Here is a 13914-nt window from a genome sequence, read left to right as displayed (position 1 = left end):
CGACCACGACCCCCAAATCGTCCGCATCCTCCACGGCTGCGACGGACACCGACTCCCCGCCCGCTGCCTCCCCGGCAGCCCCGTAGTAAACGAGTAACCCACAAAGCGCCCGCCCCCGAAGGGCGGGCGCTTTCCTCGTTCCACCAGTTGGAACCCTGCCTGGTTTGGGCATCCCAGCCCCGAAACATGGGAGCAGCATGTGGGCCCCCGGGTCCGCGTGAGTGGCAACCCCGTCTGCACTCGATGCACGCTCCTGAGAGCCGACGGTTTTACAGCACGTCACCTTTCCCTGCCGCTCACTACCTCCGACCTGCGGCAAAGCCCTGCCCTACGGCTCCCGCCAGCAAGATCATTGCATGCATATTGCACGGTGTGGCGATCAAGCTTTTGGCTCGTGCGGCTCCGCATGCGAATGCCCCCTTGAATATCAGTCCAAGATGCTGGCGAGTCGCCAGCCTTCGTAGTGGTGCTCAAGCTCGGCCAGGCCCTGACCATTGCTGGACGACGCCCGCACGCGGTAATGCCGCACCTCGTGGTCCATCGGCTCGGGCAGTTGGTCGATCCACCACGGGCGCATGCTCCGCCACTCGTCCACCAGTTCGATCACCGTGTACTCACGCTCCCGCCACACGAACGTGCGAGGCGATCCGTCCTCGTTCTCGGTCGCCTCGCAGGGCTCGTTGTACACACGCATCGAACCAGAATGCACCGAAACGAACCCGAAGGTGTGAGCGTCCGAGCATCATCCTCCGAGCGGCCAGCTGAGCTGAGCACAAGCCCAGGCCTCCGGGATGAGGGGGCGGTTCTGTGGTCTTGACCTGCGGTTTTCTACCATCACGGCATGACCATGTGGGTAGGCGTCAACGGGTTCGAGGTCGAGGCGATCGTCCTGGACGGCCGGCAACGCCTACGGGTGAAGCAGCACGGCTACCTCGTGGCCTACTGCACCACCGTCTGCGAGGTCGCCCGGCACGTGGACCTGGCCGACCTCGTCGAGGTAGTCGAGTTCAACCGGTAGCTCGAGCCGCCTTCCGCAAAGCCATCCGCGCCTCATGGGTGTTGTCCACCGTGTCGAACCACGGGTGCCGGTACAGCTCGCTCACCAAGTCCAGACGCGCGGCCCTGGCTTCAATGAGCGCCGACCTTTGCTCGTCGCTGATCTCCGCCTCCTGGTTGGCGATGTCGATCGCCGAGGGGAAGCCCTCTCCGGACTCTTGGACCCGCTGGTCGGCGGCGAAGTAGGCCCGCTGTAGGTCGAGGAGATCGGACGGGATGTCGTAGTCAGCCACGTCAGACGAGCCTACAAGAGCTGGCGTCACAGGCCGCTGATCTACCGCGCCAGTCGGCGCTGACCGGTGACCATGGGCTGTCTTAGGCCGCGCGGAAGGGGTCGGCCAACGACAAACGACGCCCCCGCCCACCCCGATGGAGGGCGAGCGGGGGCGTTTGTGATCTACCAGCCAGTTCCAGCTCCCCGGCAGCGGCGGTCAGCAGGCGGTCCCAGTGTCCGTTTCGCTGGGTGGTGCGCGCTTCGGATCGTTGATGCGGGGGGCGCCGATCACCGCGCCGCCTCCGCCTCGATGAGTTCTTACTGGACGGCTTGCAGCGCCCGCCGGATCATTTCGTCGGCGTCGGCGGCTTGAGAGACTCCAGCAACTCGAGCAGGGCAGCCTGATCCAGAGTTGTGGTGTGACTTCCTTCGCGAGAAACCTTGGCGAGAACTCGCTGACCTTCCATGTCCGGGGTTTGCGTCAGCAGCTTGGAGTTACAACACACCGCGGGACGTGACCCCTGCCCTCATCACAGTGGATACCGCTTCAGGGCTTGGTGGTTGAGGGCGGGATCGGCCTGGGGGCGGCGAGCTCAGTGACTGCGCCCGCCGTGCTGAGCATGCTGCGTTCCTCCAACCCTCGATCGGAGCCGTACTGATCGGGGTTGACCAGACGACCGCAGGGCTGTTGCCCATGGTGAATGGAGTAGTCCAGCGATGGGATGGCTTCCCACCACAGGTCCGGCTCGGGCAGGCCGGTGGCGGAGGATTGGACGGTACGGCCGATAGCGACCTCGCGCCTGGACTGGGTCAGCCGGTCGATCAAGCTTCCGTAGGTGACTGTCCAGCGTCGTTGGAGGACTTGCCGCCCCTCACAACCTTCATGGTCGCGCTCACTTCCAGATGCGGTGCTGGTGCTGTCGACCGCGTCGGGGACACCGAGGGACACCCGATCGGCACGGACGAAGACGATATCCACGGTGAGCCGGAGAAGTGAGAAGCCCTTGTCACCCGAAAGCACGCTGGGCGGGACGAAAGCCACGATAGTGGCGGTGCTCTCCTCGTTGGGGATCAGCTCGACGGCGTCCTCAACGACCTGCCCATACTGGATGACCTGTGCCTGCTGGTGGGTGGCGTAGCGGTTATAACGGGCTGCGGGGCCGTAGTTCTCCTTCAAGGCCGCGTCCCGCTGGCTTGTGTCGATGGCCACGGAGCGAGTAGGGCTGACACTGGTGGCGGTGCCGGTGAGCTGGTACATCGAGCCCAGCACGCGCACGGATGCGGTGGCGGTGTTCTTGAACGTAATCGTCATAGTGATGGGGATGGGCGCGCTAACTGCCGCCTGGCCAGCTTTGAGGCTACTCGTGATGGTGATGGTGGGGGCGGCCGCATCGGGCACGTATTGAGTGGAATACCAGGTGAGGGGAAGCGCGATGAGGGCCGCAACCACCGTGGCGCCGGAGGATAGCCATACCTCGCGCCAGTTGCGTGGCGGCGAGGCAGGGCCGGCCTGCGGTTGAGGAAACCTAGCCACACCTACCGCGCGGAGTACCGCCAAGACGATGCTGGCGAGGGCGCTGACAATGCATACGACGCCAGCTCGAAGCAGGTGAGGCTGCGGGGCGAAATCCGTCGAGAGCTCGTAGAGAAGGTAGAGGGCGAGAAGGAACGCGGCTAGAGCGGCAATCAGGACCCGGCGGTGATCATCTCGGGTCGGCAGGCGGATGCCGCTCAGGCGGCACAGGGAGACGACGATGTAGCCCCCCACGATGGCGAGAAGGGCTCCCTGGAACCGGGACGGAACGCTGCTGGCTGAGACGGCGTCTATGACGCCCACGACGACGATGAGCAAGCCCCAGGTGGCGACGAGAAGGTGAAGCAGGGTCCGCGTGATGAGACGGACGACTCCAGCCAAGCGACGCAGTGAAGTGTGGGTCTTCTTCCGTGCGGCAGGCGGGCTGACGGGGGGGTCTGGATCAGGCGTGGAGCTTGGCCGACGCCGCGATCGGTCCGCGACGCGAACAAGTACAGCTCCGGCGAGCGCTCCTGCCAGGGCAACTGTCCAGGCTGTGGTGGGCCTCAGAGGGAATGGGCGCCGGGACTGGCGTGTGCCGGTGGAGGGTGCCGTGGGGGGCATGGAGATGATTATCCCGACTTGGCGGGTGCTTTCTTAGTAATTAGTCGAAGACGCCTGCGCCCTGGTGCTGTTAGGACCCGTCGTCACTGTCCCGTGGGGGGCCACGCCTCCGTACGACGCTTGGTTGCCTCAGACCGCGACAGGCAGCAACGTCGTAGGTCTGCCCGGAGTGTTGTTCAAGCTGCCGACACCGGACACACCCGACCCCGCCCGGACGTAGCCAGACACCGATTACTGATCCAGATATGGAAATTCCAGGTCATCACCGCGATGCCGTGAGCATCGCGGAGCCTGAGCGGGAGGACTCGAACCCCTTGCCTTCTTATCCGTAGCAAGATCGGAGATGTCCACAGACGTCCATCGTCGACACGAGCACCTGGTCAAAGGGGACGCCGGGCCTCGGGAATTCCACACCCGTCCACGGTCGTCCAGGGTTGTTGTTGTACCGACATTAACAAGATCGGAAGTTCGGGGCACGTCGCCCGCCCACCACACACACGACCACATACCACGCATCTCGCGTGGATCACCCGGATCAGTCGAGGCCATGAACCAAGCGCGCCCGGTTATGCACGTCGTAGGCGAGCCGATGAAGCGAGAGTGAATAATCGCGCGCCTCCTGGCTGCCGGCAGTCAAGAAGGAGGCCGAGATTCCGATGAGATGGGCGCTGCCCAGGCACGCCGCGTCTAGAGTCAGTCCCAGCATCTCAGCAGAGATCTCATTCGCGTATAGCGTGCCTTCCCGGTAGCGGGTCATATGCAGGTGGCCGATCGGCGTACTGTGCGTGACCTGACTCAAAAGCGAGTATGCGACATTCAGCCAACCCGGCTCCGGATAGGGCTCGCCCATGACCGCCAACATCTTTTCGATGGGAGGCATCTGCTTGCGGTTTTTGGAGATGCTGTCATGCGGAGTGATCACGGTGACGTTGGACGGGAGGGCCAGAAGCGTCTCGGCGTTTGAGCGCGCGACACCGTCCCCGGAGAACTCGTCGAGCACCTTCTTACGCCTGGCCCTCTGGTCTTCGAAGAACTGCGTGAAGCGGTGCGCGATTTTGTCTTCCGTCCTACCTTCGATCATCCATTTGAATCGTGCGGCCTCTTCGAGGAGCATACGCGCTGCGAAGACCGCGATTACTGCGCTCCCCGGCTGGTCGTATGTCGACATCACCGCCTGCAAAGAGGAGTGGGCACCGCCATAGGTCAGGATGCTGGCCAGGTTGGTCGTCCGGTCCTCTCGCCAAGGGTTGGCCATCCAACTTTTCGCCGCTTCGTAATATCGCTCCGCTGCCTCGGCGACCTCGTCGGCTGAGTTGACGTCGGGCAGAAGATCGTCGGGGGACAGCACGGCGGCGGGCCGAAGAAGAGGGGTGGGGCGAGGGTTTCGGCGACGGGCCAACGTCTTAGGCCTTTTGGGGGCGCCCAGGCCATGAATGACGGTAGCTGCCTTGACGATTTCAGTGGTCAACCTTAACGACTCCACCAGAAAGGGTCGCTGTGGCACCTCGCTCGGCCAACTCTCAGGGACGGCGCGGCTGACCCCTAGCAACGTGAGCGTGACCCCGACGGCTGCGACCTGCATGTAAAGCGCTTCGTGGTCAGGGCGCAGGTCGTGACCTATGCCGCCTCGTTCAGTGAGGCTGCTCTGCGTGCCAAGGAGATTACCGTGGCCGGCGTGTGCGAGGATCATGACAGCTCCGCGCAGACCGGAGATGTTGAGGAGATCCTGGGCCTCATCCAGTAGTTCGTCCTGAGTGGCGTTGGTTGGGCGAACGCCGCCGAGAAAGTCGGCCAGAAGCGCTGCTTGGTCGGGCACGGCGGGCGCGCGAAGCCACATCTCGGACGAACCGGTCAAATCTGTTACGCCAATAAGCGGCGCGAACCAGCGTGGCAGGATCGGGCACGAAGCGTGGTCCGACTCCATGGCCATGCATACACGGTTGCGCTCTTCGAGCATGCTGCCGAGAAGGGCGACCCTCTTGGTCCCTGGATCGTCGCCAATCCAGAACCAACGCAGCCCGTCGTCGAAGAGGCTCCGTGCGATAGAGCCGAGCACGGTCCCGCCGAATCCGGCACCGATCATTGACTCCGCGCAGTCGTACCGTTGCCGTGCGAACGGGAACGCACATTCGGCAAGGAACTGGTCGCCGGGCCCCCAGAAGTGGAATTCGACCGGCAGTTCGTCGAGGTGCAGTCGCAGAGCGCGAGTGGCCCTGCGGAGGCGGAGCGTCTCGGGGCTGGATATCCGTCCATCCGGACGCGCGGCGTCGCTGGTGTCGTCTCTGCGCACTAGTCCTCACACACCTCAGCACTGATGTACTCCACGTATTCAGTGTCTACATCCGGCCCTGATTCGTTACTTCCGACGGCCTTTCCGCCATGCGCGATGATGGCGTCGACCACGGTGCTTCCCGACCATCTAATGAGAGGCTGGCAACTACATGAGGATGCGACGATAGTCTGACAGTCAAGGAGATACGGATATTGTGGCCACGCAGGCCTTTCGTGAATGTCAGGAGGCACGATGCCTAAGCGACCCAACCAGCACCAGATCGCCTCGCAGGCGGTTGCAGCCGTCCGTAAGCTCTGGGCTGATGCCGGTGCCGCAGTAGATGAGCTTCGCGAGGACTACGGCGAAGACTTGCTGGTTCAGCCCAGCATTGACGGGAAAATGGACGCAGCCAGGATCTGGGTTCAAGTTAAGGGAACGTCCGCCACATCCACGTCGAAAGCGCTCACTCCAAGCGTACGGATTAAAGCGGGACAGTTACGGCGTTGGTTAGCAACCTTAGATCGTGTAATCGTCATTCTTTGGAACGTTACGCAAGAGCATGGCTGGTATCTCATACCAGCGTATGAAGTAAGCATACAACACCTAGGACAATTCGACGATGATAGGCCACACAAGCTTGCATTCAACAAGGAACAGAATTTCGATGCCGAAAGTGTCGCATACCTGCTTTGGGAAACTCGAATAGCACACGCAGACGAATCCATCGCAAGATTCCGCACATCGGGCGACCAATTTATTAACAATAATGCGGCTTGGGACGAGCATGAGAGATCCGAGCTCAACGCCTTGGCGCTTGATCACGCGCTGCGCTTGATGCAAAACATGGGCATGATCAGAATCCACCCCGGACAGGGACTGTCTTTTACTCAAGAATTTCGCGAAATCATAAAGCGGGCCGTGAATAAGCACGACAAGCGCGCCCATCGATTCAATGGAGACTATAGTAAATTTGCCGGCGCCGTAGCGCTAGAATCATTACTGATACAAACCAAAATTGCCGCCCCTTCATTACACGGACTTCCAATAGGAGTTCTCCGGGAGATGCACGCCGTAACGCTATCTCTACTTGACGCTCTCGAGTAATTCGCCAATCCGCCTCGCACGTTTCCACTGAGTAACTGTCTGTCTTTCTGGAGCATTGTCGACCCTCCGCTTTTCAGGCGGACCAATCACCCTGCTCAGACAGAGAAAGCCGTCGTCAGAGGGGTGCGAACGGTAGTCGGCATGTGCTCGCATGTGGGGACGTTGCTGTCAACGCTGCTGTCACCTCGGCCATGGTCACCCGATGGCAAGGCCCGACGAAGGAGGGCCGCGGCAGCGATCGCCCCAGCGTCATATGGCGAGTGCCGACGTCAGCGATCGTCCTGGCCTTCGATGCACTGGACCGCCGGACCAACAAGGATGTCCGATCGGCCTCGAAAGATGACCAGGGTATTCGTCACCACTGGCTGCGCCCCCTGGGGTACGCCGGCGATTTGTCGGATCGGGCTGCGAGACTCCCCGCATGCGAGATCTCGCACTCTCACTGGGAGCCATCACACCCGATCCTCGCGCTGTGGTGAGGTTCGGCTCGGGTGTGCGTCCTGGTCCCAGTTGCGGCAGGCGGCCGACATGAGCGCTTTTGAGCAGTTCAGCCTTCAGACGAGCCCAGAGGAGTGGCGACCTGAGCGGATCGCCCGCGGAGAGCTACGCGACCAGCGGTTTGAGCTGCCCGACGGCGTGTCCGGTGTGACCTTCGACCGGGCACGACTGGTGAGTGTGGACTTCTCCGATATGCGGTTCACCGACTTCAGTGTCCATGCAACCGAATTCGTAGGATGCGACTTTTCCGGCACCGCCTTCGAACAACTTTCGATGGGCTCCACCTGCGTAAGAGGGCCGTGGGATCGCACCGACTGGCCGCAGTCGGTCTTCCGGGACTGCGTGTTCCGGCGCACCCGCTTCGCGACCCGCACGTTCTTCGGCAACGTCCGATTCGAGAGGTGCATCTTTGACGGGGCTCGGCTGAGGGATCAGACGTCCACGTTCTCAGCCGAGTTCGTCGACTGCGTCTTCCTCGGCCGCGTACAGAACGTCAACTTCTGGGGCCGCCCGACCGACCACCTGACCGCTCTGGACAGAGACCGCAATGACTTCACCGGCAACGACTTCACCAGCGCTGAGCTCGACTACGTCGCCTTCAAGCACATCGACCTCCACGCCCAACACCTGCCCGGACTGCCCGGCTACGCCCTCCTCGACCAGATCAGCGAGCGGGTGAAGGCAGTGCTACCGCTGGTGCAACGCTGGCCGGACCCACAACACCAGAAGGCGGCCCACTTCAGCCTGGAGTTCCTCGCAGACATGGCGCGAGAGCACAACGACGACCAGGCGCTGGTAAGCCCATCCGACATGGGCAGAAAGCTTCCACCCCCGCTCCGGGAGGAGCTGTTTGATGCGGTCAGGCGCACAACCAGCGATACAGCCCCTGGTTGAGCCGCGCCGCCTCCCGAGCCAGGTCCCGCAGAGCCGTCACGCGTTCGAACTCGAACTCGTCGAGCAGTTCCTCATCGGCGTACTCGCGCAGCCGCCCATCGTCCACGGCCGCGAGCGCGGCGACGGCCTCCGGAGCCGCCCGATCGACGGCCGCCGATTCTCCGTCCTCCTCCATGAGTTCACTGTCGCCGAACTCGCTGAGGTCACGTCCGCTGAGCTCGGCGGCCAACCTATCAAGGCCGTCGAGCCACCCCTTGCAATCGACGTACGGCAGATTCATAGCCGCCGGCCCACCGGACAACGCCAGCCGCGCGGACTGCTCGGAATCCACCGTGAAGTAGTCAACAAGAACGCCCATGGCGGCCCACCCTACGACCACGCCCACGCAGACCAGGGATCGCCTCAGCAACCCTTCATTACGAGTTAGAACACGACCGTCCAGGCCCGTCCATCGTTGTCTCGCCGCCCTGATCGGGTGGGGTCAATGGGGTCTGTCGGTCCAGCATCGTCCAGGGCCGTCCACGGCTGTCGTTAGCATCAGCGTTAGCAAGACCACCTAGTGGGATGCTCATCAGGGTGCCGGTCACGGACATGGCGGCTCGCCAAGAGCTCCGTTGTCTCGGACTCGCAGCTTACGGTGGGCGTAGGTGGTGAGTTCGGCGCGGTCGTCGGCCATGACCCCCGTTCTGGGATTAAACGTGGTGTCGCGTACCGTCGCGGGGCATGAGACCCCCCGCTCTGATCGCCTCTGCTGTACTGCTCGCCGCTCTGGCCGGGTGCGGCTCGACAGACGACACATCCGGCACGCTCTCACCGAACGCGATCGCGAGTATCGAGGCTGAGTCCGGATTCCCGCCCAAGCCAGACAGTGAAACCCAGGCGCGGTCCATCACGGCGCTTAACAGCATCGATGGGGAGATCGTCACCGGGAAGGAGATGGCCGTGGATTGGGCGCGCAGCTTGTGCAGCGTGGTCAAGGATCGGCCGAACGATCAGGCCAAGCTCGTAGACCTTACGAACAAGCGGTTCCGAGCTCCAGGCCACCTTGACGGGTTCGGCAAGGCCAAGGCAACGAAGATCCTCGCGGCGGTGCGGAAGTACATCTGCCCGACGTACTAGTTCCGGACAGTTCGCCGATCAATCGGCTACGTGTTCGATACTGAGCTCGCGCGCCGTTACAAGGAGCCTGCAGAGGTCGAGGTGGACCCTGAGGACGACTGGGGTCAGCCGGCCCGATTCACCGCGTGGGGGCGCGAGGATCGCGTGGTCGAGGTGCTGGGTCCCCACTGGGAGGAGCAGGAACCCTGGTGGGAGCCGGACAACGCAGGGAAGAGCGTGAACGAGCTGCGGGTGAAGCACTGGATGGTCCGGACCTCCGGGGCGCGCCGTGACGCCGTGGTCGAGCTGGTAGACCGAGGCGGAACCTGGTTCGTCGAAGGCATCGAGGACTGACCCATGGCCGCGGGAACGGTAGCGGCGTACCGTGAGTTGGTTCGCCGTCACCCCCGTTAGGACCGAACGGTGGAGCCTTCATCGGACGGCCGAATCCTGCTGTTCATCATCGGCATTGCCCTGTTCGTCGCCGGCCGCGACCAACCTCGTCTTCAGACGCCTTTCACGAGGTGACATGTGCATGGTCGTCCGCCGATGGGGCGATCGGTAGACGGAGGACGAAGCGTGCGCCACGGGGGCTGTCCTCGATCTGGAGGGTTCCCCCGCTGGTCTCGGCGGCCTGCCGGGCGATCGCCAGGCCCAATCCAGTCCCGCCCGCATCCCTGTTACGGGATGCGTCCAAACGGGTGAACCGCTGAAACACCAGCTCGCGCTTGTCCGGATCGATACCGGCCCCGTCGTCAAGTACCTCCAGCACGGCGACGCCATTCGGGAAGCGCTGATCGCCGGATTCGGCGCTCGGCTCGCGCCGCACAGTGATGGTGACCATGGTGTCAGCATGCCGTTCGGCGTTGTCGACGAGGTTGGTGAGCAGGCGGCCCAGCCGTAACCGGTCGCCGATCACGATCACGCCGGTCTCAGGAGAACATGCGATCGCCTTTGGCGGACTGTGGCGCAGCCGACACTCCGCCGAGACGAGCTCGCCCAGGTCGATTCGGTCGCGTGTGCCCGGTAGCCCGGCGTCCAGTCGTGCGATGATCAGCAGATCGCTCACGATGGCCTGGAGCCGGTTGAGGCTGGCTAGGAAGGTCGAGCTGAGCTTGGTCACGCTGGTCTCCTGGGGTGCCATCAGCGCGTCCTCTGCCTCGGTTCTCAGCGCGGTTATCGGACTGCGCAGGTCGTGGGAGGCGTCGGAGACGAACTGGCGCTGTTGGTCCATCGCGGCCTGCAGGCGGCTCAGGGTGTGGTTGACGCTTTCCGCGAGATCGTGGATCTCGTCATCGCTGGGTGGTACGGGGACGCGGCGATTGGGGCAGGTCGCGTTGATCTCCTCGAGTTCCGCCTGGATGGAACTCACCGGCCTGAGGGACGCCTTGGCGATCCGGTGGCCGAGGTAGGTGATGGCGGCGGCGAGCACCACAGCACTTCCTCCCACCAATGCCGCCAGCGGCGGGTCGACCCAGAAGGGCAGGACCGGGGAGGCGCTGTAGACGACCCAGTTCTCGCCGCCGCGGCGGGCCGAAATGGCGACGACGATATTGCAATTCCCCGCCTGGAAGACCCCGCCGCAGACGACGGAGGTCGCGCTCATCTTGCCGTCTGGGGTGAACTTCGCCATGGGCGGCTTGCCCCGTACTCCCTTGGTAGAAGCGAGGACCTGGCCGTGTGAGTCGACGATTTGCATGTTGCGGGACTGGTGGAACGCGAGAGGATAGTAGATCCGTCCCTGCTCGACCGCCGCGGCCACGCGGCCGGCGTTCGCAGCGACCTCGTCGGTGACGAATTCCGTGGCGATACGGTAGATGGCGATCATGAGCACCGTGGCGAGCAACGCAGAGAGCAGAGCCGCCACCACACCGGTGAACAGAGTGATGCGCGTGGTGATCGACGAACGGTGCACGCTCATCTAACGAAATTCCTTCCAACAATGGAATACCACATACAGGCCGAATGCATACCGTATGTACTTGCCCATCCTGTCTGACGAAACCGGACGGTCACGAACATGCGATGTCCTCGCCCATCGGGAGGTTCGTGATCACGGGGCCGCGTGCCGGCTGTCAGTTTGAGGTGTCGTCTGGTTTCGTTGCTGGTTGTTGCTCACTGGCTCGGGCCTTCGTAATGTCCCTGATGAGGGGCACGTCGCCCCACAAGTTTGGGATCATGGAGGCTGGCGGCGCCTGAGCCGCGTCCATGAGCGGCAGCCGAAGGACGAACCGCGCCCCTCGGAGCGAGTCTTCGATCTGCAGGCTTCCGTGGTGAACGTTGGAAATCGCCCGGGCGATGGAAAGGCCGAGTCCGCTGCCTCCGGGGTCGCGACGTCGTGCGTTGTCCAGTCGGACAAAAGGTTCGAAGACGCGTTCGCGGTCGTCCGGTGCGATGCCGTCACCGTCATCGGTCACGGTGACCACGGCCTGGCCGTCGCAGCATGTCGCTGTGACCTCGACGATGGTTTCGGCGTGCCGCTTCGCGTTGAACAGGAGGTTGTTCAGGACTCCGCACAACTGGATCCGGTTACCGAGAACCATCACCTCCCCCTGAGTGTGGGCGCGCACGGGCACGCCGTACGTCCGGTCGGCCGCCTCCTCCCTCACCAGCGCGCCAAGGTCGATCGGCTCGGGCGCGGCCGGGTTTGTGGTCCGGACGCGGGCGAGCAGCAACACGTCGTCGATGATCATCCGGAACCGTTCGGTGGTGCACAACGACGTTTCGATGGTTACCCACGGATCCACGGTGTCGCGGTACAGCAGCGCCTCCTCCAACTGCGTGTGCAGTCCGGCGACCGGGTTTCTGAGCTCGTGGGAGACAACGGAGGCGAAGTGGCGTTGAGATACGAGGCACTCTTCCAGTCGGGCAAGGGTGCCATTGGCGCTGCGGGCGAGATGCGCGATCTCGTCGCCCCCCGGCGGCTCTGGCACCCGCAAGCTCAGATCGCTCACCGTGATCTCGGCCATTCTCGCGCTAATCGCGTGGACCGGGCGCAGCGTCCGGCCCACCCCCCACCAGATCCCCCAAACTGCGAGGGCGATGAGGAGCACGAGTGCGACGGTGGTGTCGATCTCCAGGTGGTCCCTGACCAAAATGCCTGGCTGAGCCATTCCTGCGTAGACAAAATGGGGGTCACCCTGCCAGATGAGGCTGGTCTCCAGCGGAGGGATCCGGAAGGCGGTGACCAGGTCGCACCCGTGGTGAGGAAAGCACTCGGTGTCATGTGATACCCGGTCACTGAGCGGAGGCCGCATGGTGCTCAGGGTGTGCTGGACCCCCGCTCCCGGACTGCCTGCCAGCACCCGGCGATGGGAGTCGACGATCTGGAGCAGGTTGATCTTGGTCTCGGGCGTCAGCAGTGGGTTGCCGGGCCGCCATCCGATCAAGTTCGTGGCAACGCGCTGGGACTCATTGAAGATGTGGGTCTCTATCGAGTGCCGGATCGCGAAGTCGAGGCCAGCCCCGATCAACGAAATGACGATCAGGGACACGACCCCCGCCATCAGTGTGAAGCGTGCCCGGATCGAGCGTGGTAACAACGGGCGCAACATCTTTACCTCCTTCCTCAAACCATGTTGCTAACATTCGGGCCTGACGCCGTGCGCAGCAAAGCATGGGCTTGAACCGTGGTTAGTCATGGGACCGACCTCCGACGGGGGCCACAAGGCCCTTCGCGGCCCTGTCTCAGCGCCGGGACAAGTCGTTCGCGTCACCCGCAGTGCATCAGCCCTGCGCATACCAGCGTCGGATCACGTCGCCCTGGTGGGGTATTCGACGGTCCACTACCGCCTGTACGTCGGCCAGGGTCTGCGCGGCCAGGGCGCGCCGCCACGCCACCTCGGCCGTGCGCATCGCCGTCGAGATCGCGCATGGGGTGCGGAACTGCCAGGCTGCTTTCTCCGCCCCGACGCCGCGCTCCCGGATGTCCGTGCAATGGAACGCCTCGGCGGGCCCCTCGATCGCCATGACGACGTCCAAGAGCGTGATCTTTGCAAGGGGTTGGGCCAGCCGGAAGCCGCCCCGTACTCCCGGAGTAGAGGTCATAATCCCGGCCTTGACCAGTGCCTGGAGTTGCTTGTTGAGATATGGAGGCGGCAGTTCATATCCGGCCGCAAGCCTCGCGGTCGAGATTGGCTCCTCGTCGCCGAGCCATGCCAGTGTCAGGCAGCAGTGCATCGCCCACTCAACACCCTCGTTCAACCGCATATCCCAGATAACTTCCATCCAGATTGAGCCTTCGAATATCCCCACATAAGGCTGGCGGAGATCAGCGCTCCCCACATCGGCCACCTGGCTAGTTGCATACAAGCGACGTCGGTACCGGACTGGTGGGTTCGGGGTCGTCGGTGCAACCAGGTCGCGCAGATGTGCTTCTGGAATGGGTGGCAATGGAGATCAGCCCACGTCTCGGTTCATTCGAAGCAGCGAGGAGCACCGGCCAGAGTCGTGTAACCCTGCCAGGGAAGAGCCACTCTGTGAGCGGTTCAGAGGCGCGGCGCACGCGGCGGTGCCAGGTCTTCTGGCGACGCGTTGAGTAGCGTCCAGCCGGGATCTCCCGCAGTGGCCTGACACTACCGCTCGATCTCGGCGTCCATGATTGGCTGCGCCATCTCACGGATCATCGTCTGGCAGATGAGG

The 13914-nt window shown here is 63.3% G+C and carries 13 protein-coding genes and 1 pseudogene; 5 read left to right on the top strand and 9 right to left on the bottom strand.

What is annotated here, in order from left to right; all coding sequences use genetic code 11:
* Positions 1-427 precede the first annotated feature (427 nt).
* Positions 428-694, bottom strand: a complete 267-nt coding sequence (locus tag Psi02_RS31705) for a DUF6504 family protein (RefSeq protein ID WP_203979505.1) — start codon at positions 692-694, stop codon at positions 428-430.
* A 147-nt stretch (positions 695-841) separates the two neighbouring features.
* Here Psi02_RS31705 and Psi02_RS31700 point away from each other — a divergent pair, with 147 nt between their 5' ends.
* Positions 842-1018 (top strand): hypothetical protein, encoded by a 177-nt coding sequence (locus Psi02_RS31700; protein WP_203979504.1) that lies wholly within the window; start codon positions 842-844, stop codon positions 1016-1018.
* On the opposite strand, the gene Psi02_RS31695 is transcribed toward Psi02_RS31700, so the two are convergent.
* The 4 genes and pseudogenes from Psi02_RS31695 to Psi02_RS31685 all read right to left on the bottom strand — a co-directional run bounded on the left by Psi02_RS31695 (position 1008) and on the right by Psi02_RS31685 (position 5697).
* On the bottom strand, positions 1008-1289 hold the full coding sequence (locus Psi02_RS31695; RefSeq protein WP_203979503.1) for a DUF8825 domain-containing protein: 282 nt from the start codon (positions 1287-1289) through the stop codon (positions 1008-1010). The two genes, Psi02_RS31700 and Psi02_RS31695, sit on opposite strands and share 11 nt — an antisense overlap.
* 172 nt (positions 1290-1461) lie before the next feature.
* Positions 1462-1737, bottom strand: a pseudogene (locus tag Psi02_RS41320) (transposase); the annotation flags it as partial.
* 80 nt (positions 1738-1817) lie between these two features.
* On the bottom strand, positions 1818-3185 hold the full coding sequence (locus tag Psi02_RS31690) for a hypothetical protein (RefSeq protein WP_203979502.1): 1368 nt from the start codon (positions 3183-3185) through the stop codon (positions 1818-1820).
* 757 nt (positions 3186-3942) lie between these two features.
* Entirely contained in the window at positions 3943-5697 is a 1755-nt protein-coding gene (locus Psi02_RS31685) for a hypothetical protein (protein ID WP_203979501.1), read from the bottom strand.
* Positions 5698-5931: 234 nt separating this feature from the next.
* On the opposite strand from Psi02_RS31685, the gene Psi02_RS31680 reads away from it, so the two are divergent.
* Complete coding sequence (locus tag Psi02_RS31680; RefSeq protein ID WP_203979500.1) at positions 5932-6783, top strand: DUF4365 domain-containing protein; 852 nt, start codon at positions 5932-5934, stop codon at positions 6781-6783.
* A gap of 528 nt (positions 6784-7311) precedes the next feature.
* The gene (locus Psi02_RS31675; RefSeq protein ID WP_203979499.1) at positions 7312-8175 is read left to right on the top strand and encodes a pentapeptide repeat-containing protein; all 864 of its coding nucleotides are present in this window, start codon (positions 7312-7314) and stop codon (positions 8173-8175) included.
* Here the strand turns inward: Psi02_RS31675 and Psi02_RS31670 are convergent.
* A complete protein-coding gene (locus Psi02_RS31670; protein WP_203979498.1) occupies positions 8141-8533 on the bottom strand; it encodes a hypothetical protein in 393 nt (130 codons plus the stop codon). The two genes, Psi02_RS31675 and Psi02_RS31670, sit on opposite strands and share 35 nt — an antisense overlap.
* 365 nt (positions 8534-8898) lie before the next feature.
* On the opposite strand from Psi02_RS31670, the gene Psi02_RS31665 reads away from it, so the two are divergent.
* Together Psi02_RS31665 and Psi02_RS31660 are read left to right on the top strand one after the other, a co-directional pair.
* Complete coding sequence (locus Psi02_RS31665; protein WP_203979497.1) at positions 8899-9294, top strand: hypothetical protein; 396 nt, start codon at positions 8899-8901, stop codon at positions 9292-9294.
* Positions 9295-9324: 30 nt separating this feature from the next.
* Positions 9325-9627: a hypothetical protein gene (locus Psi02_RS31660; protein WP_203979496.1), complete on the top strand. Its 303-nt coding sequence runs from the start codon at positions 9325-9327 to the stop codon at positions 9625-9627.
* A 163-nt stretch (positions 9628-9790) separates the two neighbouring features.
* Here the strand turns inward: Psi02_RS31660 and Psi02_RS31655 are convergent, their stop codons facing one another.
* From Psi02_RS31655 to Psi02_RS31645, 3 genes are all read right to left on the bottom strand, one after another.
* Entirely contained in the window at positions 9791-11194 is a 1404-nt protein-coding gene (locus Psi02_RS31655) for a HAMP domain-containing sensor histidine kinase (protein WP_203979495.1), read from the bottom strand.
* 154 nt (positions 11195-11348) lie between these two features.
* Positions 11349-12827, bottom strand: a complete 1479-nt coding sequence (locus Psi02_RS31650; RefSeq protein ID WP_203979494.1) for a sensor histidine kinase — start codon at positions 12825-12827, stop codon at positions 11349-11351.
* 172 nt (positions 12828-12999) lie between these two features.
* On the bottom strand, positions 13000-13500 hold the full coding sequence (locus tag Psi02_RS31645; protein ID WP_239095325.1) for an RrF2 family transcriptional regulator: 501 nt from the start codon (positions 13498-13500) through the stop codon (positions 13000-13002).
* Between the last annotated feature and the right edge of the window lie 414 nt (positions 13501-13914).

This window comes from Planotetraspora silvatica (assembly GCF_016863315.1).
Taxonomy (GTDB): domain Bacteria; phylum Actinomycetota; class Actinomycetes; order Streptosporangiales; family Streptosporangiaceae; genus Planotetraspora; species Planotetraspora silvatica.
Note: the sequence above shows the minus strand (reverse complement) of the source record. Positions and strands in the feature narration are given on the sequence as shown.

Bases quoted from the DNA above. Each gene is read 5' to 3' on its own strand.
- Psi02_RS31705 (WP_203979505.1), bottom strand. From the start codon at position 694: ATGCGTGTGTACAACGAGCCCTGCGAGGCGACCGAGAACGAGGACGGA.
- Psi02_RS31700 (WP_203979504.1), top strand. From the start codon at position 842: ATGACCATGTGGGTAGGCGTCAACGGGTTCGAGGTCGAGGCGATCGTC.
- Psi02_RS31680 (WP_203979500.1), top strand. From the start codon at position 5,932: ATGCCTAAGCGACCCAACCAGCACCAGATCGCCTCGCAGGCGGTTGCA.
- Psi02_RS31675 (WP_203979499.1), top strand. From the start codon at position 7,312: ATGAGCGCTTTTGAGCAGTTCAGCCTTCAGACGAGCCCAGAGGAGTGG.
- Psi02_RS31670 (WP_203979498.1), bottom strand. From the start codon at position 8,533: ATGGGCGTTCTTGTTGACTACTTCACGGTGGATTCCGAGCAGTCCGCG.
- Psi02_RS31665 (WP_203979497.1), top strand. From the start codon at position 8,899: ATGAGACCCCCCGCTCTGATCGCCTCTGCTGTACTGCTCGCCGCTCTG.
- Psi02_RS31655 (WP_203979495.1), bottom strand. From the start codon at position 11,194: ATGAGCGTGCACCGTTCGTCGATCACCACGCGCATCACTCTGTTCACC.
- Psi02_RS31650 (WP_203979494.1), bottom strand. From the start codon at position 12,827: ATGTTGCGCCCGTTGTTACCACGCTCGATCCGGGCACGCTTCACACTG.
- Psi02_RS31645 (WP_239095325.1), bottom strand. From the start codon at position 13,500: ATGGAAGTTATCTGGGATATGCGGTTGAACGAGGGTGTTGAGTGGGCG.